Here is a 20,590-nt window from a genome sequence, read left to right on the forward strand (position 1 = left end):
AATCATGAAATTTAAAAAAACAAAAAATGAATTTAAAAAGAAAAAAAGTTATCGTTGAAGACGTAATGTAACTATTGGTATTTTATTATTAATAATATCAGGTATTGCTGGTGTTATTTCCCAATATGGGTAAAATATAAATTATTATAAAATATATAAAAAATAAAGGAACATAAAAATGAAATTTATTCGTCAAAAAAAATGAGTACTACCAGCAGTAATTATAATTGTTATACCCTTTTTAGTATTAATAAATACTTTATTAGTTTATGCTTTAATTTTTGTTCGTAACATGTTTTCTCATAGTGGAGATAATCAACAACCATTTACACTTAAATTTTTAATACAGGATGTTATTAATTATTGATTAATATTTTTAATTCTATTTCTTATTGAATTTTCAGTTTTATTATCTTACTTTATGATTCATAAATATAAAATTTATCGTGAAACTCATAATAAAAGTCGCTTTTTACGTGATTCAAAAAATAAAGTGTATGGATCTGCTGCTTGATTAACACCCACTGAAATTGCTAATACCTTTCCTTTATCAAAAACTGTTGAAAATGATTACGGTATTGTTGTTCAAACAACAAAGACTAAAATTGGTGGTGTCCAATTTAATATTAAGTCTGATGCTCATAATATTGTAATTGGGGGAACAGGAAGTGGTAAAACTCAAAAATTAGTTATTCCAACTATATATTTAAATGCCCAATCGAAAATTAAACCATCAATGGTTATTACTGACCCAAAAGGAGAATTATTTCAAAATCATTCTAAAATATTAAAAGATAATGGTTACGATGTTTATGTTATTAATTTACGTGATACATCAGTATCTAATTCATGAAATCCTTTTGTTAAAGTATATGATTTTTATGTAGAATCGATGCGTTTAAAAAAAGAAAATAATCCTTTAAATGAATCAATTACTTATGAATCAATGGCATTATCATGAATTAATGATATTGTTGAAGCTTTATTTCCTGAATCAGATCCAAAACAAAAATTTTGAAATCAATCAGCAATGCAAGTTGTTAAATCAATTATGTTATTTATGCTAGAACAACTTGAAGATCAACCTGATGTTCCTTTAAAATACTTTAGTATGTCAAATGCTGCTATTGTTGCTACTAATCGTCAACGATATGTTGAAATTCTAAAAAAAATGCCAACTCATAGTTTAGCTCGTCAAATTGGTTTAGGTGCATTAGAAGGTTCTGAAGAAACTGCGGGATCAATTAGTCAAATGGTTGCTAATGGATTACGTTTATTTACTGATCCAGTGACGCGAAATATTAGTTGTAGTAATGATATAAATTTAGATGAAATTGTAAAAAAACCAAGTGCTGTTTTCTTAGTTGTTCCTGATGAAAGTAATGAACGTAATGCTTTTGTATCAATGTTTATTGCACAGTTATATAAAAATACAATTCGTTATGCAAGTACTTTGCCTGATATTAAATTACCACGTCCTTTATACTTTTTATTTGATGAGTTTGGTAATATACCAACGATTGCTAGTATGGCACAAATGATTACTGTTGCACGAAGTCGTAATATTTTTTTCATGATGATTATGCAAGATTTACAACAATTAACACAAAAATATGGTAAAGAAACAGCAGAAACTATTTTTAATAACTGTATTTTGCATACTTTTTTGCAAACTATGGATTTACAAACCGCTAATAAATATTCAGATATGTTCGGTGAAAAAACAATTATTAATTATACCCATTCTGGTAATAAAGATAAAAAAGCTGATAATATTAATTCATCATTACAAGGTAAAAAATTAATTACAGGTAGTGAGTTAATGAAATTAGATTTTGATACTGCTGTTATTTTTTTAGCAAAACATAATCCAGCAAAAACACGTTTAATTCCGTTTTATGAATGAGGAAGTAAACCGGCAGGACAAGCAACCGTTACAAATGCTTCACGTTTAATTGATTTTAATAAAGATTATTATTTAAGTTATATTGGTTTATTCTATTATATTGAGAAAAGAAAAAATCCACAAGCTGCTGCCGAAAGAGAAAAATCAGAAAAATAAAAAACAAACAATAGTTAAGAAATTGTATATAAAAGAATATTTATTTTAATATATAAATGTATATTATTGATAGATATAGAAAATAACGATATACTTATTTCATGAATAGATCAAAAATATAAGTTTTACTTTTTATAAATTATGCTAAAAAAGGTAAGTACATAATAATGTTAAATATTATAAATAAACTTATATGAAAGGATTTTAAATATGAATGTTCCCAATATTATTTCTTTAATAAGATTAATATTAGTCCCAATTATTGTTAGTTTAATGATTATCGGTCCAATAGATAATGATAATTTTTATCATATTTGAATAACAAGTATTAATATTAATAGTTATAGTTTACCGATTAGTTGGTTAATAGCAGCAATTTTATTTATTATTGCTGCCATTAGTGATTTTATTGATGGATGATGAGCAAGAAAATTTAATCAGGTAACAACTTTTGGTAAATTTTTTGATTCAATTGCAGATAAATTTTTAACTAATGGTGTTTTAATTGTAATGGCATGTGCTACTATAATTCCGGTTTGAATGGTAGTTATTTTGGTATTACGTGATTTTATTATTGATGTAGTTCGTCAAATTTTGGCTACTAAAGGTACAGTAATGGCTGCTGATAAATATGGTAGAATAAAGGCAGCATTACAAATGTTAGGAATTACAATTTTATTTTTTATTAATTGACGATTTTTAAATGGTAGTGTTAATGGTCATAGTAATAATGATCAATATGGTTTAATTAATCAATTAGTAATGATACCAATGTACGTTGCTACAGTATTAAGTATTTTTAGTGCTTATAATTATATTAGTTCAAATAGTAAAAAAATGTTTAATATCTAAAAATAAAAGGAGATTAATATAAATGATAAATAAAGTAATTGTTTTGAATCAGTGAGCAGTAGTTACAGGAGCGTCTAAAGGATTGGGATATTATTACTGTCAAGCATTATTAGCACAAGGTTATCACGTATTAGGGGTATCACGTGATAGTAAAAAAATATTAGAATTAGCAGATAAGTATCCACACTTACAAGTTAAAAATTATGATTTAGATTTATCTGATTTAAAAAATATTTATAAATTATTTGAGTTATCAAAAGAATTAAATGTAACAGTAGTTATTAATAATGCTGGTTATGGTGTTTGAGGAACATTTGCAGATAGCATGTTAGAACAAGAATTAAATATGATTAATTTAAATATTTCTTGTTTACATATTTTAACAAAGTTATTTGTTCAACGTTTTAGTAAAAATAATTATGGTCGTGTTATTAATATTGGAAGTATGGCAGCTTTTAGTCCGGGTCCTGTTTTTGCTAGTTATTATGCTTCTAAATCATATGTTTGAAGTTTAGGTGTTGCAGTTAATTATGAATTAAAAAGAGCAAAAAGTAAAGTAAGAGTAATTACAATTTGTCCAGGTCCATTAAAAACTGAATTTTGAAATCGTAGTAGTAATGGTAAAGGAAATAAAGAATATTATAGTTCATTATTACCAGTTTTAGATACTGAAACTTATGCTAAAAAGTCTTTACAAACAGCCTTAAAAACAAAAAGAAAAAGTTTTATTATTACAGGAATTTCTAATAAAATTACAAGAACTATTATTAGAATATTACCTTTAAAAACAGTACTTAAGTTAGTGTATAATTATCAAAAAAATCGATAGAAATAATTTTTTTGTTCTTTTTTAAAAGAACTAATTTTAAATACGTTTATAAAACTTATTTAATTTTATGAGGCTTTTTAGTAATCTGTGTTTCTTTGTTTTACAAAGTACTAGTTCAGATTAATTCTGTCTTCAAATTTTATCATAAAATGAGCAATTGCTGTATTTCAATTTTGAATAGGCAATGTTCATTTTTTTGTGATATTTTCAATTGCTAAGTAAAAAATTTTAAAAACTGCCATATCATTAGGAAAAACTTTTTTATTTCTAATAACTTTTCGTAATTGGCTATTAACAGATTCAATAGCATTTGTAGTATAAATTACCCTTTTAATTTCTGCTGGATAACTAATAAAAACCATTAAATTTTCTCAATTTTTATATCAAGATTTAGCAATTTGTGGATATTGTTTATTTCATTTACTTTCAAATGATTCTAAAGCTTGCATTGCTTGTTCTTCACTACATGCTGTATAAATTGGCTTTAAATCGATAACTAGAGACTTTCGATGTTTGTATGAAACATATTTTAAGCTATTTCTAATTTGATGAACTATGCATAATTGATGTTCAGTTTTAGGATAAACTGATTGTATTGCCTCTGACATGCCTGTTAAATTATCACTACAAGCAATAAGAATATCATTTAAGCCTCGATTTTTCATTTCTGTAAAATTATTTAATCAGAATTTAGCACCTTCATTTTCACTAATTCATAAACCTAAAACATCTTTTTTACCTTCTAAATCAACTCCTAAAGCTATATAAACTGATTTGTTAATAATACGTTTATCCTGACGTACTTTAACTACGATACAATCAAAATAAATGATTGGATAAACACTATCTAATGGACGATTTTGCCATGCTTTGACATCATCAATGACATCATCAGTAATTTGACTAATTACGCTTTCGCTAATATCTGCGCCATCATATAACTCTTGCAACTGCATTCTAATATCTGATAAAGTCATACCTTTTGCATATAGTGAAAGAACTTGTTGATCAAAACCATCAAATCTTCTCTGTCTTTTTGTGATTATTACTGGTTCAAAATTACTATTACGATCTCTTGGTACATCAATTTCAATTTTACCTTGTTGAGTTATTAATTTTTTTGATGTTGTACCATTACGAACATTGTCATTATTACTGCGTTGATTTCTTTCGTGTCCTAAATAATTTTGCATCTCAGAATTCAACATTTTTTCTACCAATCGTTTAGTTAATTCTTTATATAAGCCTCCCTCTTTAAAAACTGTTGTTAAATCCTCAGTATTTTCTAATAATAAATCTACTGCTTTTGATATTGGATCATTGTTATTAAGATTATCTTTTTTAGCCATCTGTAACTCACTCTTTCTAGATATATAAATTATATTTACTAGAATTAATTAAACATAGTTATTTTTGTAAGTCACACAGATTACTAAACATTCCCAATTTTATTACAAATAAGTTGGTAAATAGTTTATTTTTTTTCTTATTTTTTATTGTTTTTTTTTAAAACAGTTTAAGATATATGCAACTTTTTAAATTTAAGAAGTTATTAAAAAGAGGTGTTATTTATGAAAAAATATTTGTCTATTTTAACAACATTGGCATTATCAACATCGGCAATATTATCAAGTTCTTCATTATTAAATTCATATGTAAAAAAATCTAATTTAATTGAAATTTATAATTTAAATAATGTAGTACAGTCAATTAATATTATTGAAGTTCCTATTTTTGCTAATAAGGGGAAAACAATAACTAAAACTTTTGAAAAAAATGTGATTATTGCTTTTAGTGATCCTTTAAAATTAAAATATATAGAATTAACTGATATAAAAAGTCATGTCGATTTTCATATAAATGGAAAAGATTATTATCATAGTGACCAAAATCCAAATGCAGTTGTTGTAGATAATAATACAAAGTTTGTTTTAAATTATATTGGAAATGAAGGAAATATGAATGAAATTCAACAAACAATAAGTTATGATTATTTTTAAAAGAATAATGAAGTGAATAATTTGTTTATGAATTTTAATTAATTAAATAATATTTATATTATAAAATTAATTAAAGCATTAATAATAATTTATAATGATGATAAAGCAAAATATATTTATATACAGTATGAGATTCTATTGTAATTTGGTTTAAATTTGTTATTATTATATTTGTCCTAAAATTTTAGGACAAAACATCAGTTTAATTAATTTAAAATTGTAAATTTGGCTTTATGCCCTTATATGAGTAATTTTCATGTAAGGGTTTTGTATTTTAATTTATTGATATGAGTCTTTAATTTAGTTTAAAAACTCAATTTAATATCTATTCCAATTTCATAAATTAATATTCCCACTTACCCTTAAACCAAAATTTATACAGACTAATAATTAAAAACATTTTAAAATTTATATCATTATAATTTAAAAGTATTAAGTTTAAGGTCAAATTTACTCTTTTATGGTAATTAAGTTTGTTTATAGTAAAAGTATTATTAAAACTTTAGAAAATGAGGTTTATTAAATGCAGAATATTATAAATTGTGGCATTTATTTTGCCAATGTGCCATTAACAAAAACAACTAACGAAACTAGATGTGAAAATATAAATTGTAATTATCAATATTGTAATAGTTGCAAAGTTGAAACAGTTATCATTTGAACACAAACTCCTGATCAAAAATTTTTAATAATTCCTATTATTAGGGTGGTTATCCGGTGGTTAGCCCTAAATACTGGACCACTTTTGGATAGACAGTTTTAAATTTTTATTTGTGAAATTGGTGGTTTTAGAAATTTAGAATGTATTCTTTCGTAATTATAAAACATAATATATTGGTTTACATCATTTATAGCTTCATTGAGAGAAAAATATTGATTTGAACCTTTAGGTAGTCATTCTTGAGATAAATGAGAAAATCAGTTTTCAGATATTACATTGCCACCAATATCATAAGGTTGTTTTTTGCTTAAAATTATTTGCTTATCAGCAGCTCAATTTGTGATGTCTTGACAATAAAATTCGTTGGCGTTATCTGAGTGTAAAATAACGTTTTTTACTTGGTTTCAAGAGAATTGTTGATTTATTTTTTCAAGTGCAGGAAGGATTAAATCTTGATAGGATTTGTTTGAACATGTATTATAGCTTACAATATTATTTGAATAAAAATCAATAATTACAAAAAGATATAATCAACCTTCTTTAGTATTTATTTGTTTAGTGTCCATTGATCAAATTTGATTTGAAGAGGTTGTACTTTTATAATCTTTGTTTACTTTATCCATTGTAGGTATTCACTTATTTGGATTTTTTTTGTTTTTAGGATAGTTATTTTTAGTTTGTTTTAATCCTTGAAGATTGTGATCTTTCATAATTTTTCGCATTTGTTTTGTTGATAATTCTAGATTTAAAATAATATGTTTGTATTGTTTTAATCATTCTTTAAATGCTGAAAAAATTCGTAAATAGCCATAAATTTGTCCTTTTCTTGTAAAATGAAATTCAAGTAAAAGTTGGCATAATTCTTGATATTTATGTGTACAATTACTAATTTGATTTTTTTCTTTTTTAATAGGGTTTTGTTTGTTTTTTACAAAATAATATGTTGATCGGTTTAGTTGAAGATGTTGGCAAAGATATCTAATTGAATATTGGTTTTTGCTATCATCAATAATTTGAATTTTTTGTTTGATATTTAACTTGTTAATTACTAATGCTATTTGTTTAATTTTATCCATTATTAAAAATCCTTTCATGTCAAAATTAGTGTTAATTGTATAACACAATTGTTTTTCGAATACATTCAAGTTTTTTTTAAATTAATGGTCTAGTAAAAAGGGCTAAGTAGCAAGTAGCATTTTCGTTGTATGACTGAACTGATGAAAGTTCAATTCCTAGCATTCGTAAAATCAACATCATTTGTAAATTGATTATTTTTTTATTGCTGTTTTCAAAAAGTTCTCTTAAATCAAAACAAACTATATTTGTTTTGCTTCATTGAAATTTAGTATGGCAATTTCAATATTTAGCATATGTACCTTGTGTTAAAGCTGTTAACTTTGATTTTAAATTATCTAACTTTAAAATATTTGCTGATGATTTTTCATCTTTAATTTTTTGACAAATTAAATTATATAAATCAGTAAATTTTGGATAATCTGTTGCTTTTAATTTTTCAAAATTAGTACTTGGTAAAATATTTTTTTGAAAATATACTTCTTTAATCAATTCTATTAATAAGTTTGTAGTTATGTCATCATCATTTAAATTTGGATATAACATAACAAAAAATGCTTCTAATAATGATAGTTGACTATTAAATGTATCTGCATTATCATGACTATTGTCTAATTTATAAATTTCTAGTGGATTTATAATATTTCCTTTGGCACCTGAACCATTAACAACTTGTCCATTTAAGTAATTAGTCAAATTACTAAATTCACGTTCAGGATCTAAAATAAATATTTTTCGATTATTTTGATATGCCTGATTTAAAAGAATTTTTTAGCAGTAAATGATTTTCCACTTCCACTTTCTCCTAAAATAACCATATTATGATTTATGCGTTGAGAATTTTTTTTAAATAAATTTCAAATTACTGGTTTTCCGGAATTAGTTTCAGCAAGTAAAAATCCTTGTTCATCTTTAAGTGGCATATCAGGAATCAGAAAACTTGTTGCAAAAATATCACATGTCATTTCAATATCAGTTATTTTGGCAATATGATTTGTTCATGTATAACTTGCTAAAAGACTATCTTGTTGTAGAAATAATAAAGTTTCATATTTTCAACTAATAGTACTTGCTAAATCAATTAATTGCCTTTTAGTATTATTTAGTGTTTTTTTATTTCCATAAGCAATAATGAATATTGACATATCTTTTAAAAAATCAACATCATCAATAATTGCTTGTTGTTGATCTAAAAAAGCATTGTAATACTGTTCTGATTCACTTTTTTGACTTGGAGTTAAAGCATATTGTTCATTCATTTTAATTTTACTTAAAGCATTATCTAATTGTTTTTTTGCTTTTTGTTTATTAATAGGATTTAAATTAATACAAATATTTACATTACTTAAATCAAACAATTTATTTAATCAAAAATAATTTATTTGTTTTGGCAAATCATTAATAGCTCATACAAATACTTTTTCATTTCTTCCTTGAAAATTTGAATAATTTGTTTTTATATTTTCGTTATTAAATGTAAAATTATTTCAAAAAATATTAATTTCATCTTGTAATAGTTTTTTTATATTTAAACTACTAAATGAGTTATTAGAAATTAATGATTTTAATTGTGATAATGTATTTTCTTTATTTTCACTACAAAAAACAATATAAACTGATGGTGTAGTTAATAATTTTGTTTTTTGAATTGATTGTAATTGTTCAATTTGTAAATCAATTAAATAATTATTTTCATTACTACTTCTTTTTGTTTTTTGTGATTTTAAATTATTAATTTGTTCTATAAAATCATAATTTTGATTTGTTTTTATGATTTTACATGGCATTGTAATTGTTTTTAATAAATCAGCAAAATCAGCAAGCACTGTTGCTTGTTGAGATTCATTTAATAAAGTTAAATTTATTGTTTCTAATTTAATACCGGACATAAAAAGATTGTCTTTTAAATATTTAAATTTAACAATGTTTTTATCATTTTCTAATTCAAAATTAGGATTTAAATTTATAGTTGAACTTTTACCCATAATTGCTAAATATTTAAAAGCACGAATAATCATTTCATACGCTCTTGTTTCATTTTTGAATTTTTGAATACAAACAAAACCAAGTCCAATTATTATTAAACTTAAAGAAAATTTTAAATAAACATTAATCGACAATAAAAATGCTATTGAAATAGAAATACTTATAAAAATCAATAATATTAATAAATCAGTTAGATTTATGCCCCGAAAAATTTGATAGTGAATTTTTTTAGTACTTTTTGGTAAATTTACTTTTTCCATTTTAATTCTCCTTATTTTTTGTTTTTCTTATATTGATATTTATTTTTACTTATTGATTTTTTAGTTTTTTTTCAGTCATTTAATTCATTTTTCGTTCAGTCAGTGCTTGATTTAGTGGTGTTAGTTTGATTTTTAATACCAATCATAAGTTTTTTACTTAAACTTTTGGTATCAAATCAATCACTTTTTGTTTTTTCGGTATTATTTTTAGATTGATTGTCATATCAATTTGGTTGACCATTTTCAAAATATTGATTAACAATTTCTTGGTCAACTTCACTACGGGGTTTATTTGTATATCGTGCGGTCGTTCCATGAATAACAGATTTTTTGGCACTAGTAGTTTCACCAACAATTGGTTTTTCCATTGCACCAACTGTTTTAAATGGTTGCATGTCTTTTAAGTTGTTTTTAAACTGTTGTTTTAAATTATGTGATTCATGTTTTGATGTACCTTTTGCATATTGTTGTGAACTTTTTGACTTAACAATACTTGCTAGTTTTTTAGTAGGATTTAAAATTGCATGTTTACTTGCTCTTTTTAAACTACCCTTTGCTCCAAATGTTTTATATGTGGCAACGGTTCCGCCAATAAATCCAGCAGTTGCTAAAACACTACCAACAGTTGCTTTGGTGCTAAACTTGGCGAATTTTGCAAGTCCACCACTTTGCAATCTATTTAAAACCCCACTACTTTCTCCATCTTGATTTTTACCTAGCATTTTTCTTTTTCCAATAAGTAGGCTTTTACCAAGACCAAACATACCAATGGTTCCTGCTTTTAAACCACTACTTTCAGCTTTCATTGTTGTTAACATGCGCATTCCCTCCATAATACCAACTGTTTGACCAACCATTGAAGCAAACAACATTTGCGAGTTATATGTAGCAACAGCTCCACCAGTGATAAATAACAATTTAAATGTTGACTGACCTATTCAACTATCACTTACTTCATTACCAGCGTTTAACATTAAAGGCTTTAAATTTATAAACAAAGTTAAACTCAAAACAATTCCAAGTGAAGAAATAAATCTTCCAATTACTAAGTCTTTTCATAAATTTATTTTTTGTCATTTAACACCACTTGTAGCAGTTGAAAAAACAAGTGGTGAAGTTATATATAATAAAAACAAATCAAAAATTCTTTGAATTAAACTTAAACCTAAATAGAAAAAAATAATCATACAAAAGAAACTACCAAGTGTACCCAAAAACAAATTGTAGTTTTCCATATCGGGATATCCTACATCATAATGTCAATCTTGATGATTTAATCCATCAGTAAAACCTAATGCACCAACCATATTACCTAATTTTTCTCCATGAACAAACTCAGGCATAATAATATGAGTTATTGAAATAACTGTAAAATTAATGACTCAAAAAAATAAAGGAATTAAAAGTAATAACAAAATAACAATTATGGTACGATTTGCAATACCAGCAATTTCACTACGTATATTTTGATGAACCATAGCATGCAATATAACTCCCCCAGCAAACAACACAATCAGCATAATTGCTATTGCTAAAAAAATCAAAAATTGTGGAGGCATATTTAAAAAATGACTATTAGTTCCAAAAATTTTATCAACAATTTTTTGACGAGATAAATAAGTAATTGCATCACCAAGACCATGAACAATGTATAAAGGACCTTTCACAAAAATGTTATAAAGTATTTGAAAAAAAGCTGTTTTAATTCCTAAAAAATCATTAAACATAAATTGCATTAACTTTCACCACCTAAATTTTCTTTTAGATTTTCTTTAATATCTAATAATAAATTTGCCTCTTCAATAAAATGATAGCTACAAATATGTTTATAAAAAGTATTGCCATAAAGCATTGTTTTCATACTTCAACTTGATTTTCTTCAACATTCATTACACTTCATAATTACAATAAACCTATCATTCTTGCAAAAATAATATGAGCAATACCTGATGACATTAAAATCAAAGCACAACCTAAAACACTTCAAACCATGTGTCTTAAATATTCCCCTTTATTTTCGGGATCACTATGAATTTTAAAAGCATACTTGATAGTACTAAATGCTAAACCACAACCACCAATGGCATATAAAATTGGTAATAGTACTTCCATTAAATTGTTTAATAACTGTTGAGTTTGTGGATCAACACTTGATAATAAATTAAATATAGAAAACATCATATCTATCATTCCTTCCATTATTTGTTTTATTTTCATTTGTGATAATATATATTTGATGAGTTATGTATGTTATACATAACCCCCTTTGGTGCAATTATTTAAAAACAGAAAATAAAACAGGGTTTGTGGTTGTGTATTTCTATGCAAAATTAATCTCAATTTCATACAACAACAATTCTATTAACATTCTTAAATAACTCTTTTATCCTAATATAGAAGCATTTACATAAAGTACTCACCATTTGGCTTCTACGACAGTTTATTTATTTTTATAAACTTAAAAAACAAAAAAGAACCCAACAGGTTCTTTTATTTTTATATAAAACGTAATTTCAATTGCAAATAATTATAATAAAATATATAATTATAGTGCAGGTTGTGCATTTACATTTTGGTGAACCTGTCAGCAGTTAGGATATTGACGTATCGCTAACTGCATTTTTTATACTTTTGAAATTTATAGTTATGTTATAATCTATTTTCATATTTTAACAAGTTAATAACAAACATCTATAAATTTAATTAAACTATAGTAAAGTTCAAACGCAGTATCTTTTTTATCAGATGTTGAATAATTATTTCAATTATTTAATATTTGTTGATTAATATTTCGTAATAAAGGAGCTGCTTTAGAAATTGTATTTCTATAAATATTTAATAATTCAATAAATTGCAAATATTTATCTACTTTTTCTTTACATAATAAAATACTTAATTTTTTTCTTAAAATTTTATTGTATAAATCATATTTTAATTCTTTATTTCACCCTAAAAATTTAATAATTTGTTCATGCATTAATTTTTGTAAATTAAAAAAATAATTACTTCAATCTTGTTCATCTAAAAAATAACGTATTTTTTCTAATTTTTTCTTAATTCAATATCATAACTTACTTCTGATACATCATTAATTATTTTTTTAGGATTTTTATCAAATCAAAAAAATAAATCATCTAATAATGTTTTAATTAATTTTTTCTGTTTACAAAAAGGAAAATCATCTCTAATTTTTTTATGATTTTCAAAAATATCTTTACTTGATAAAAGAATATATATTCTTTTTTTCCATTTAAAAATTCATTTTTATTATAAAAAATATCATCATAATTTGAAGTGATAATGTATTTTTTATTTTCTTTAAATTGATTTTGAATAATTAAAAAAGAACTTAGATCATATTTATTAAAATTTGGATATTTATTTTTTTAGGATTTAAATGCTACTTGCTACTTGCTACTTAGCCCTTTTTACTAGACCATTAATTTAAAAAAAACTTGAATGTATTCGAAAAACAATTGTGTTATACAATTAACACTAATTTTGACATGAAAGGATTTTTAATAATGGATAAAATTAAACAAATAGCATTAGTAATTAACAAGTTAAATATCAAACAAAAAATTCAAATTATTGATGATAGCAAAAACCAATATTCAATTAGATATCTTTGCCAACATCTTCAACTAAACCGATCAACATATTATTTTGTAAAAAACAAACAAAACCCTATTAAAAAAGAAAAAAATCAAATTAGTAATTGTACACATAAATATCAAGAATTATGCCAACTTTTACTTGAATTTCATTTTACAAGAAAAGGACAAATTTATGGCTATTTACGAATTTTTTCAGCATTTAAAGAATGATTAAAACAATACAAACATATTATTTTAAATCTAGAATTATCAACAAAACAAATGCGAAAAATTATGAAAGATCACAATCTTCAAGGATTAAAACAAACTAAAAATAACTATCCTAAAAACAAAAAAAATTCAAATAAGTGAATACCTACAATGGATAAAGTAAACAAAGATTATAAAAGTACAACCTCTTCAAATCAAATTTGATCAATGGACACTAAACAAATAAATACTAAAGAAGGTTGATTATATCTTTTTGTAATTATTGATTTTTATTCAAATAATATTGTAAGCTATAATACATGTTCAAACAAATCCTATCAAGATTTAATTCTTCCTGCACTTGAAAAAATAAATCAACAATTCTCTTGAAACCAAGTAAAAAACGTTATTTTACACTCAGATAACGCCAACGAATTTTATTGTCAAGACATCACAAATTGAGCTGCTGATAAGCAAATAATTTTAAGCAAAAAACAACCTTATGATATTGGTGGCAATGTAATATCTGAAAACTGATTTTCTCATTTATCTCAAGAATGACTACCTAAAGGTTCAAATCAATATTTTTCTCTCAATGAAGCTATAAATGATGTAAACCAATATATTATGTTTTATAATTACGAAAGAATACATTCTAAATTTCTAAAACCACCAATTTCACAAATAAAAATTTAAAACTGTCTATCCAAAAGTGGTCCAGTATTTAGGGCTAACCACCATGGACTATTAATCATAGTTAAATTTTTATTTGATTTAAAACCATGACTTACAACACTATTTGTAAACAGTGGTTTTAAATTACCTGCACTTGTACCTACTAATGCACTAAGAGTGATTGTACTTAGTAATTTTTTCATATTATTTGTTCTCCTTTAATTTATAATTATTTAACACAATTAATTATCTCAAACAATAACTTCTTCATTAAAATCCAAATCATTATTTTCATATATATTTTCAATTCTTGAATTATTTAAATTGTAATTAATATTTTTAAAAGCACTATCTAAATCAATTTTCTTATCAGTTGCTAATGCTGCATTTTCAATATTAGCATTATTTAAATTATTTTCTTGTTTGCGATAATCTAAAAAAGTAACATTTTCAACAACTACTTCAGTAATATATTGTTCTTTTCTATCTTGATTTATTATTTTTCTTACTGACAGTCTTCCTGATAACGATATTAAAGAACCTTTACCTAAATATTCACACATTTTTTCAGCAACTTTATTTCATGCAACACAAGAAATAAAATCAGCTTGATTTGAAATATTATTAACTGCAATGGTAAAAAAAGTAAAAGGTTTTTCACTTTGAGTTTTATATAATTTTAAATCACGAGCAAGTCTACCTATTAATATAACTTTGTTCATATTATTCGTTCTCGTTATTTTTTGTCTATATTTAAATTTTTAGTACTTAATGAAAGTTTTTTATTATCATTATCAATGCTAATAATTTCAAATTTGATGACTTCACCAATTAAAAAATAATCTTCTACATTATTTACAAAACTGTTGCTTACATTAGAAACATGTATTAATCCCTTATAATTATTTGGACATTTACAAAAAACACCAAAATTTGCAACAGTTACTTCAATAATCTCTCCAACTTTAAACCCTATTTGTTCCATTTTTTATTCTCCTTTATTGATAAAATTATCTAAATATTTATATGTTAATTATATCATATTTTCTATATTAAATATAGAAAAAAAATATAAATTCAACGTTTTTTGAATATTATTTTTTAATTGACATTTCAGGTTTTATTATACTTTTTTTCTATCATTTCTAAATGCTTATCACACATTTTAAAATCACCAGTAATGGTTTCTTTAACATCTTTAATTTTCAAAGTTTTAGAACACTTTTTACAACGTAATAATCACGCTATATCTTTACCATCTACTTTTTGCACAAAAACCACCACCTAAATTGATATGTCTTTATTTGGTTCATATTTGCTGTTTTTAGCGAGGTTTAAGAATACGAATGGTTTTATATTCATATTCTTAAATTCAACGCTTTATATTTGTTAAAACACTATATTATTATACATTGTTCCACATTGTTTACAAATTCTGCTTTTCTTTAAAAGTTTTCAAAACAAAATCTTTTTCCATTTTCAAAATTTCTTTTAGTGAAAAATCTTTATTAAATTTTTCACCTAAATTTTTAATATAAAACTGTCATTCTTGATTGTTAGTTTTTAATCAAATGGTTTCACTAATTATTTCTTGCAAATCTCACACTTGAAATACCAACATCGAAGTTTTAGAAATAAAATAAGCATTACAATTACCACTTAAATTATTCTCCTTTAATCATTTTTGATAAGTTGATAAAAGTTCTTGTTCTTTACTTGTTAATTGCATAATTTTATCCCCCTAATCTTTTCATGAATTTTGATCATAATTATTATTACTACTTTTTTGTTCATTTAAAATTTGTAAAATCATATCTAATTTTTGATTTATGTTGTTATCAAAACTAATAAGATTTTTTAAGTTTAATTTTCCATAAGTAGCTAAGCTTAAAGCATCATTTGATTTGTTTAATTTTTTATGGCTTACAAATCTTGCACTAATTTCTTTTTGACCAATGGTATTATCACCAGTACCTTTGTATGTTTTTCTTAAATCTAAATTCAACTTAGTTAAATCAATGCCATAAAAATATCATAATTTTGTACTTAATTTATTGGCATAGTGTTTACTTAAATAATGAATTTTGACTTTTGAATTTTTAATATTAATGCCAGTTTCTTCCAACATTTCTTGAATTACTGTTAATATCAAAATAAGGTAGGAATATGTATGTTCTCAAAAATATTTGATTTATTTGTAAATTTTATTTTAAAAATAATATTAAATAAAATTATCTTTGGAATAATTACAACTTTAGTTTCTTTTTTAATCCTTTATTTTTTGCTAGTTTTAGCAAGCAAATATCGTTCTTTATCCGCATTAGCTAACGCTTGATATTTTTCTTTTTCAGTTATGTCTAATTCAATTCATTGTTTATTTAAAGATTTAACAATTTCAGTTGATTTTAAATCAGGATGAGTCGCTTTAAAATCGCTTCGCTTATCTTTAAGATAAAAGAAATAAGCATTCATTGGTTGTTTTGGAGCATTAACATCTTTTATCTTTTGAGTTCTTTTAATTTTCTGATTTTTAAGTGTTTTTGGCATATAAATAACCCCCTAAATTTTCTTACTATAATTTTACATGATTTAAAAATTAGTTTTTTATATACTTATTTTTAAATAAAATCTATCCACGATTACGATTTTTTAACTTTAAGGCTTGCACACAAATTTGCTTTTTAAGTTCCTGAATTTCTTTCTCTTGATATTTATTTTTTTCTAAATCTATATTTATTTCAAAAATTTCTTTGCATTTCATTTCTACGATTTTTTGAAATAATTTACTTGTTTTATTAATAGAAATTATCTTATTAAATTTATCTTTTCAAATATCGGTAATTTCATTAAATTTAATGGTTCTATAATAAATTGATCTTATATATTGAATTTGATTATCAATTTTAGTTTGGAAATAATCATGATTACTTGGTTCAGTAGTCATTAATTGCACTTTCACATGACTTGGATAAGACTTAATAACTATTGCTGGACGATACTTTTGTTTACCTGTTTCTTTATCAGTATCATCAATAATTTTTACACGAATTCCCATTCCCTTTTGTAATTTTCATCAATATTTTTGTTGCATAATTTTCCACTTTTCTAACTTGACTTGTTGATAAATTAATTATATAACTAATTTGTTAAGTATCATTTTTCACCGCAAGTGTAAAGTTTGATACTTTTTTTATTTTCTATGATAAGATATATAAAGATTTATATTTATTTATAAATCATTCAAATTTTATTTTTATAGAAATTTCAGCCAAGGAATGTTTATAAATGGATATTTCATATAATTTTTATGTTAAAAAGATTTTTTATGCTTGTTATGTTAAAAATGTTGTTTTGCCTATTGATATTTTGAAAAATGAAAGAAATAAATTAGGTGTAAAGAATATTGGTAATATTACTAAGTTAAGAAATAATAATGTTCGTACTAAATGCAAATTAGTTCAAAAAGCATTACATAATTTTTATAATGCAAGAATTTTAAGTTTTTTAACTTTAACTTATCATAAAAATGAAACTGATATTAAAAAAGCAAAACATGATTTACAATTATTCTTTAAAAGTTTAAAGCGTTGATGAAATGACCCTAAACGTTCTAAACATTTGGGTGAATTAAGATATTTTTATGTTTATGAATATCAAAAACGTGGTGCAGTTCATTTTCATATATTATTTAATCGTAAAATACCTTATAGTATGATAACTAAATGATGACCACACGTTGGTAATAATAAAGGTATTGATTTAAAAGTTGTACATAAAGCAACAAATGAATTTGTAGTTAAGTATTTAAGTAAATATGTAACAAAAGTACAAGAAAATATTAAATCTTTAAATCAAAAAGATGTTGGTATTCAAGCATATTCTTTTAGTAGAAATTGTAAAAATCCGCTTGTAGTTCGTGGTACTAAAACTTTAAGTTTACAAGAATTAGTACAAGCATGTGAAAAAGCAAAAGAATTTTATTTATTTAAAACTAAACCGAATGAACAAGGTGTTACTCATTTAATTGGTGGAAGTTATCATTATGTTGCTGTTATTGATTATTTTAAAGATTTTCAATATTATGTTAGTTTAGAAAGTTTGCGATTTAGGTATTGATTAAAAAATAAATTTAATAAAAATGAAGTTTTAGATTTTCTTTATAAAGTTTTTGATAAAACTAAAATTGAAAAAATATTTTTAAAAAATCGTGTTTTACATTAATTTAAATTTTTTCAAGTAATATATATACTATATTTGTATTTTTTTGTTGTTTTGCTATACTTAATTTATAGTAAGTATTTTTTATTTTTCTTGGCTGGAATTAAAGAATGCTTACTTTTTTTTATTTGTATATTTATTGATATTTTTATAAAATTTAGTAATATATTAGTATAAGTTTAATTAAGTAACACAATTCACTGTAAGATAGTTTATTAATTATTTTGTTTTTTATGTTATGATTATTTTGTTATTAAAGTATATAAAAATAAAATCTTATGATTGTCTGCGAGTGTTTTATATATGCAAGAAAATTTGGGAGCGTGTCGAAGATGTCGATAACAACTCATTTCCCTTAAATAGCTCCTTTCTTTTTTAAACCCTTGAATTAAAAATAAATGACAAAAGACGAGAATAAAATTCTTGTCTTTTTTTTGTAATTGTAAAATTTTAAAATTTTTAATAACCCTCTTTAATACTATTATCAACACGTGTTAGGGAACTAAAAAAGTGAACTACAACACAGTTGTTAAAAATAGTAGCTAGCATGTGGACTTGCATGGATAAATAAAAAGTGGAGTGATACCTAATAAAATATACTAACCAGAAATGGTAATTCTTGGCGTGGGAGCGAATTGGAAACTAGTATATATAGACCTGCTTAGGGAACCTACTATATTAATTCTATTCTTTATTTAACCAACCTTGCCACTACCAAGTGAGCAAGTGTTGGTTTTATTTTTTATTTTTTTTGAAATTTATTTTTGAGCCCAGAATTTCTGGAATTAATAAAACGAATAGTAGTAGTATTAATAATCTAAACATCAAAATATATGTTCTTTATGCTAGAAGCAACAGAACATATTAAGAAAGGATTATTATGCAAATAGAATTTAAAAAAGAACAAATTGTTAAAGATAAACCACAATCTATTCTTATTGATTATGTTGAATATAAATTATCACTTCCAAAATGAATGATTAAAAATAATTCTTTTATTGTTGATAACAGTTACACATATTGAGTTTTTAATTTAGAAAATATTAAAAGAGAATTAAGTGGTAATGAATTAATAAAATTATTAGAACCATATATTAAAGACCAAAAAATAACTGTTAATAAACCAACTGCTCCAAAAGAATATTATCTTAATGATATAAAACTTGAACCATTAAAATTTTATGAACAGCATAATAGTTGATTTATCGGTGAAATAACAGATAACAAAACTAAAATTACTAATCCTTGTTTTAAATATAACATTACGTGAGAAGAAAACAGAAAAGGTTTTAAAATAAATAATCCATATAAACATGATGATTTACCAATTAATTATTTAGTTACTTCTTATAAGGAAATTTCAACTCATAATGAAAAAGTATTTTTGTTGAACATGTAAACAAAATAAATTAGATTATTTATTCTTTAATACTAATGATATAAAAACAAGAAAATATTTTTTAAGAGATAAAAATGGTAAAGCAATTTGTTATGACTGTATTTTAAATGTTAGGTTAAGTAGGAGGTATAAATATGGATAAAGAATACTTAAGTAAAAGAGGAACAGTTTGCATAACGGACAGTGATAATATTGAATTTAAAATAGGAGTAATTCAACTGATTGATGATTTAAAAAAAGATAATTTAGTTTGTGGTCATAAAGAATTTATTGAAGAATGTAAATATTGTTGATGTAATTGTGATTTAGAAATTATTAAAACAGTTATTAGAGGTTAACTTAATTAATGCAATATGAAATAAAGATTGGTATTGACCCAGCTGGTATTGGCAATAATGGCATTATTATCTATTCAAATGAAACTAATAATATTATTTTTCATGAAACATTCCAAGCAAAAACTATTTTAGAATGTAAAAATATTTATAAAGAAAAATTATTATATTTTAAAAAATTTTTAAATAATAAAAAAGTATTAGTAAGTGTAGAAAATTTTTATTTAAACCCAAAACAATTATTAACCAATCCCTTAGCAACACCTAAAATTATTGGTGCATTAATGGTATTAGTACAAGATATTATGAATTGAGATTATCAAGAAAACCATCCAAAAAATAAAGATAAAATACCAAATTATCAAGGAAATATAAAATTAACAAAACATGAACAAGATGCGTATAAACAAACCCAATTATAAGGAATTATAAA

General features: G+C 23.6%; 27 protein-coding genes. 11 read left to right on the forward strand and 16 right to left on the reverse strand.

Translation table 4 applies throughout. The features are described 5' to 3' along the window. The first annotated feature begins 4 nt into the window (after positions 1–4). The 4 genes from SPIRDC1_RS10160 (at position 5) to SPIRDC1_RS00965 (ending at position 3,743) form a co-directional block, all read left to right on the forward strand. On the forward strand, positions 5–133 hold the full coding sequence (locus SPIRDC1_RS10160; RefSeq protein ID WP_255495888.1) for a hypothetical protein: 129 nt from the start codon (positions 5–7) through the stop codon (positions 131–133). 45 nt (positions 134–178) lie between these two features. Further along, positions 179–2,062: a VirD4-like conjugal transfer protein, CD1115 family gene (locus SPIRDC1_RS00955; protein ID WP_174480070.1), complete on the forward strand. Its 1,884-nt coding sequence runs from the start codon at positions 179–181 to the stop codon at positions 2,060–2,062. Positions 2,063–2,272: 210 nt separating this feature from the next. Further along, a complete protein-coding gene (gene pgsA, locus SPIRDC1_RS00960) occupies positions 2,273–2,914 on the forward strand; it encodes a CDP-diacylglycerol--glycerol-3-phosphate 3-phosphatidyltransferase (protein WP_174480072.1) in 642 nt (213 codons plus the stop codon). Between the two features lie 22 nt (positions 2,915–2,936). Continuing rightward, entirely contained in the window at positions 2,937–3,743 is an 807-nt protein-coding gene (locus SPIRDC1_RS00965) for an SDR family NAD(P)-dependent oxidoreductase (RefSeq protein ID WP_174480073.1), read from the forward strand. A 110-nt stretch (positions 3,744–3,853) separates the two neighbouring features. On the opposite strand, the gene SPIRDC1_RS00970 is transcribed toward SPIRDC1_RS00965, so the two are convergent. Next, positions 3,854–5,092 carry an IS256 family transposase gene (locus tag SPIRDC1_RS00970; protein WP_174479940.1) on the reverse strand — a complete coding sequence of 413 codons (1,239 nt, stop codon included), beginning with the start codon at positions 5,090–5,092 and terminating at the stop codon, positions 3,854–3,856. Positions 5,093–5,314: 222 nt separating this feature from the next. Here SPIRDC1_RS00970 and SPIRDC1_RS00975 point away from each other — a divergent pair, with 222 nt between their 5' ends. Together SPIRDC1_RS00975 and SPIRDC1_RS00980 are read left to right on the forward strand one after the other, a co-directional pair. Continuing rightward, complete coding sequence (locus SPIRDC1_RS00975) at positions 5,315–5,743, forward strand: hypothetical protein (protein WP_174480074.1); 429 nt, start codon at positions 5,315–5,317, stop codon at positions 5,741–5,743. Positions 5,744–6,266: 523 nt separating this feature from the next. After that, complete coding sequence (locus SPIRDC1_RS00980) at positions 6,267–6,506, forward strand: hypothetical protein (protein WP_174480076.1); 240 nt, start codon at positions 6,267–6,269, stop codon at positions 6,504–6,506. Here SPIRDC1_RS00980 and SPIRDC1_RS00985 read toward each other — a convergent pair. From SPIRDC1_RS00985 to SPIRDC1_RS01015, 7 genes are all read right to left on the reverse strand, one after another. Then, complete coding sequence (locus SPIRDC1_RS00985) at positions 6,503–7,498, reverse strand: IS3 family transposase (RefSeq protein ID WP_174479968.1); 996 nt, start codon at positions 7,496–7,498, stop codon at positions 6,503–6,505. The two genes, SPIRDC1_RS00980 and SPIRDC1_RS00985, sit on opposite strands and share 4 nt — an antisense overlap. A gap of 58 nt (positions 7,499–7,556) precedes the next feature. Continuing rightward, on the reverse strand, positions 7,557–8,174 hold the full coding sequence (locus tag SPIRDC1_RS00990; protein ID WP_174480077.1) for a putative type IV secretion/conjugal transfer ATPase: 618 nt from the start codon (positions 8,172–8,174) through the stop codon (positions 7,557–7,559). Positions 8,175–8,236: 62 nt separating this feature from the next. Continuing rightward, positions 8,237–9,724 carry a TraC-like domain-containing protein gene (locus tag SPIRDC1_RS00995; protein ID WP_174480079.1) on the reverse strand — a complete coding sequence of 496 codons (1,488 nt, stop codon included), beginning with the start codon at positions 9,722–9,724 and terminating at the stop codon, positions 8,237–8,239. Positions 9,725–9,735: 11 nt separating this feature from the next. Further along, positions 9,736–11,460, reverse strand: a complete 1,725-nt coding sequence (locus tag SPIRDC1_RS01000; protein ID WP_174480080.1) for an Mbov_0396 family ICE element transmembrane protein — start codon at positions 11,458–11,460, stop codon at positions 9,736–9,738. Next, on the reverse strand, positions 11,460–11,624 hold the full coding sequence (locus SPIRDC1_RS01005; RefSeq protein ID WP_174480082.1) for a hypothetical protein: 165 nt from the start codon (positions 11,622–11,624) through the stop codon (positions 11,460–11,462). Before SPIRDC1_RS01005 ends, SPIRDC1_RS01000 begins: the two co-directional genes overlap by 1 nt. Positions 11,625–11,626: 2 nt before the next feature. Next, on the reverse strand, positions 11,627–11,923 hold the full coding sequence (locus SPIRDC1_RS01010) for a hypothetical protein (protein ID WP_174480084.1): 297 nt from the start codon (positions 11,921–11,923) through the stop codon (positions 11,627–11,629). 478 nt (positions 11,924–12,401) lie between these two features. Continuing rightward, complete coding sequence (locus SPIRDC1_RS01015) at positions 12,402–12,701, reverse strand: hypothetical protein (protein WP_174480085.1); 300 nt, start codon at positions 12,699–12,701, stop codon at positions 12,402–12,404. Between the two features lie 529 nt (positions 12,702–13,230). On the opposite strand from SPIRDC1_RS01015, the gene SPIRDC1_RS01020 reads away from it, so the two are divergent. Beyond that, complete coding sequence (locus tag SPIRDC1_RS01020) at positions 13,231–14,226, forward strand: IS3 family transposase (RefSeq protein ID WP_174480087.1); 996 nt, start codon at positions 13,231–13,233, stop codon at positions 14,224–14,226. Here the strand turns inward: SPIRDC1_RS01020 and SPIRDC1_RS01025 are convergent. The 8 genes from SPIRDC1_RS01025 to SPIRDC1_RS01060 all read right to left on the reverse strand — a co-directional run bounded on the left by SPIRDC1_RS01025 (position 14,223) and on the right by SPIRDC1_RS01060 (position 17,296). After that, a complete protein-coding gene (locus SPIRDC1_RS01025; protein ID WP_174480088.1) occupies positions 14,223–14,408 on the reverse strand; it encodes a hypothetical protein in 186 nt (61 codons plus the stop codon). The two genes, SPIRDC1_RS01020 and SPIRDC1_RS01025, sit on opposite strands and share 4 nt — an antisense overlap. A 39-nt stretch (positions 14,409–14,447) precedes the next feature. Then, positions 14,448–14,927, reverse strand: a complete 480-nt coding sequence (locus SPIRDC1_RS01030; protein WP_174480090.1) for a single-stranded DNA-binding protein — start codon at positions 14,925–14,927, stop codon at positions 14,448–14,450. Between the two features lie 14 nt (positions 14,928–14,941). After that, positions 14,942–15,190, reverse strand: coding sequence for a S1 RNA-binding domain-containing protein (locus tag SPIRDC1_RS01035; RefSeq protein ID WP_174480091.1), 249 nt, complete (start codon positions 15,188–15,190; stop codon positions 14,942–14,944). A 116-nt stretch (positions 15,191–15,306) separates the two neighbouring features. Next, entirely contained in the window at positions 15,307–15,477 is a 171-nt protein-coding gene (locus SPIRDC1_RS01040) for a hypothetical protein (protein ID WP_174480092.1), read from the reverse strand. 154 nt (positions 15,478–15,631) lie between these two features. Beyond that, the gene (locus SPIRDC1_RS01045) at positions 15,632–15,934 is read right to left on the reverse strand and encodes a hypothetical protein (protein ID WP_174480094.1); all 303 of its coding nucleotides are present in this window, start codon (positions 15,932–15,934) and stop codon (positions 15,632–15,634) included. 12 nt (positions 15,935–15,946) lie between these two features. Further along, positions 15,947–16,333: a hypothetical protein gene (locus SPIRDC1_RS01050; protein ID WP_174480095.1), complete on the reverse strand. Its 387-nt coding sequence runs from the start codon at positions 16,331–16,333 to the stop codon at positions 15,947–15,949. Positions 16,334–16,479: 146 nt separating this feature from the next. After that, a complete protein-coding gene (locus SPIRDC1_RS01055) occupies positions 16,480–16,752 on the reverse strand; it encodes an HMG-box domain-containing protein (protein ID WP_174480097.1) in 273 nt (90 codons plus the stop codon). A gap of 82 nt (positions 16,753–16,834) precedes the next feature. Next, positions 16,835–17,296: a hypothetical protein gene (locus SPIRDC1_RS01060; RefSeq protein ID WP_174480099.1), complete on the reverse strand. Its 462-nt coding sequence runs from the start codon at positions 17,294–17,296 to the stop codon at positions 16,835–16,837. A gap of 194 nt (positions 17,297–17,490) precedes the next feature. Between SPIRDC1_RS01060 and SPIRDC1_RS01065 the strand changes: the two genes are divergently transcribed. The 4 genes from SPIRDC1_RS01065 to SPIRDC1_RS01080 all read left to right on the forward strand — a co-directional run bounded on the left by SPIRDC1_RS01065 (position 17,491) and on the right by SPIRDC1_RS01080 (position 20,579). After that, positions 17,491–18,426, forward strand: coding sequence for a rolling circle replication-associated protein (locus tag SPIRDC1_RS01065; protein WP_174480100.1), 936 nt, complete (start codon positions 17,491–17,493; stop codon positions 18,424–18,426). Positions 18,427–19,303: 877 nt separating this feature from the next. Further along, positions 19,304–19,822 (forward strand): hypothetical protein, encoded by a 519-nt coding sequence (locus SPIRDC1_RS01070; RefSeq protein WP_174480101.1) that lies wholly within the window; start codon positions 19,304–19,306, stop codon positions 19,820–19,822. Positions 19,823–19,956: 134 nt separating this feature from the next. Beyond that, a complete protein-coding gene (locus tag SPIRDC1_RS01075; RefSeq protein ID WP_174480103.1) occupies positions 19,957–20,160 on the forward strand; it encodes a hypothetical protein in 204 nt (67 codons plus the stop codon). 8 nt (positions 20,161–20,168) lie between these two features. Continuing rightward, on the forward strand, positions 20,169–20,579 hold the full coding sequence (locus SPIRDC1_RS01080) for a hypothetical protein (protein ID WP_174480105.1): 411 nt from the start codon (positions 20,169–20,171) through the stop codon (positions 20,577–20,579). The last annotated feature ends 11 nt before the right edge of the window (positions 20,580–20,590 follow it).

This window comes from Spiroplasma endosymbiont of Danaus chrysippus (assembly GCF_902809815.1).
GTDB lineage: Bacteria > Bacillota_I > Bacilli_A > Mycoplasmatales > VBWQ01 > Spiroplasma_E.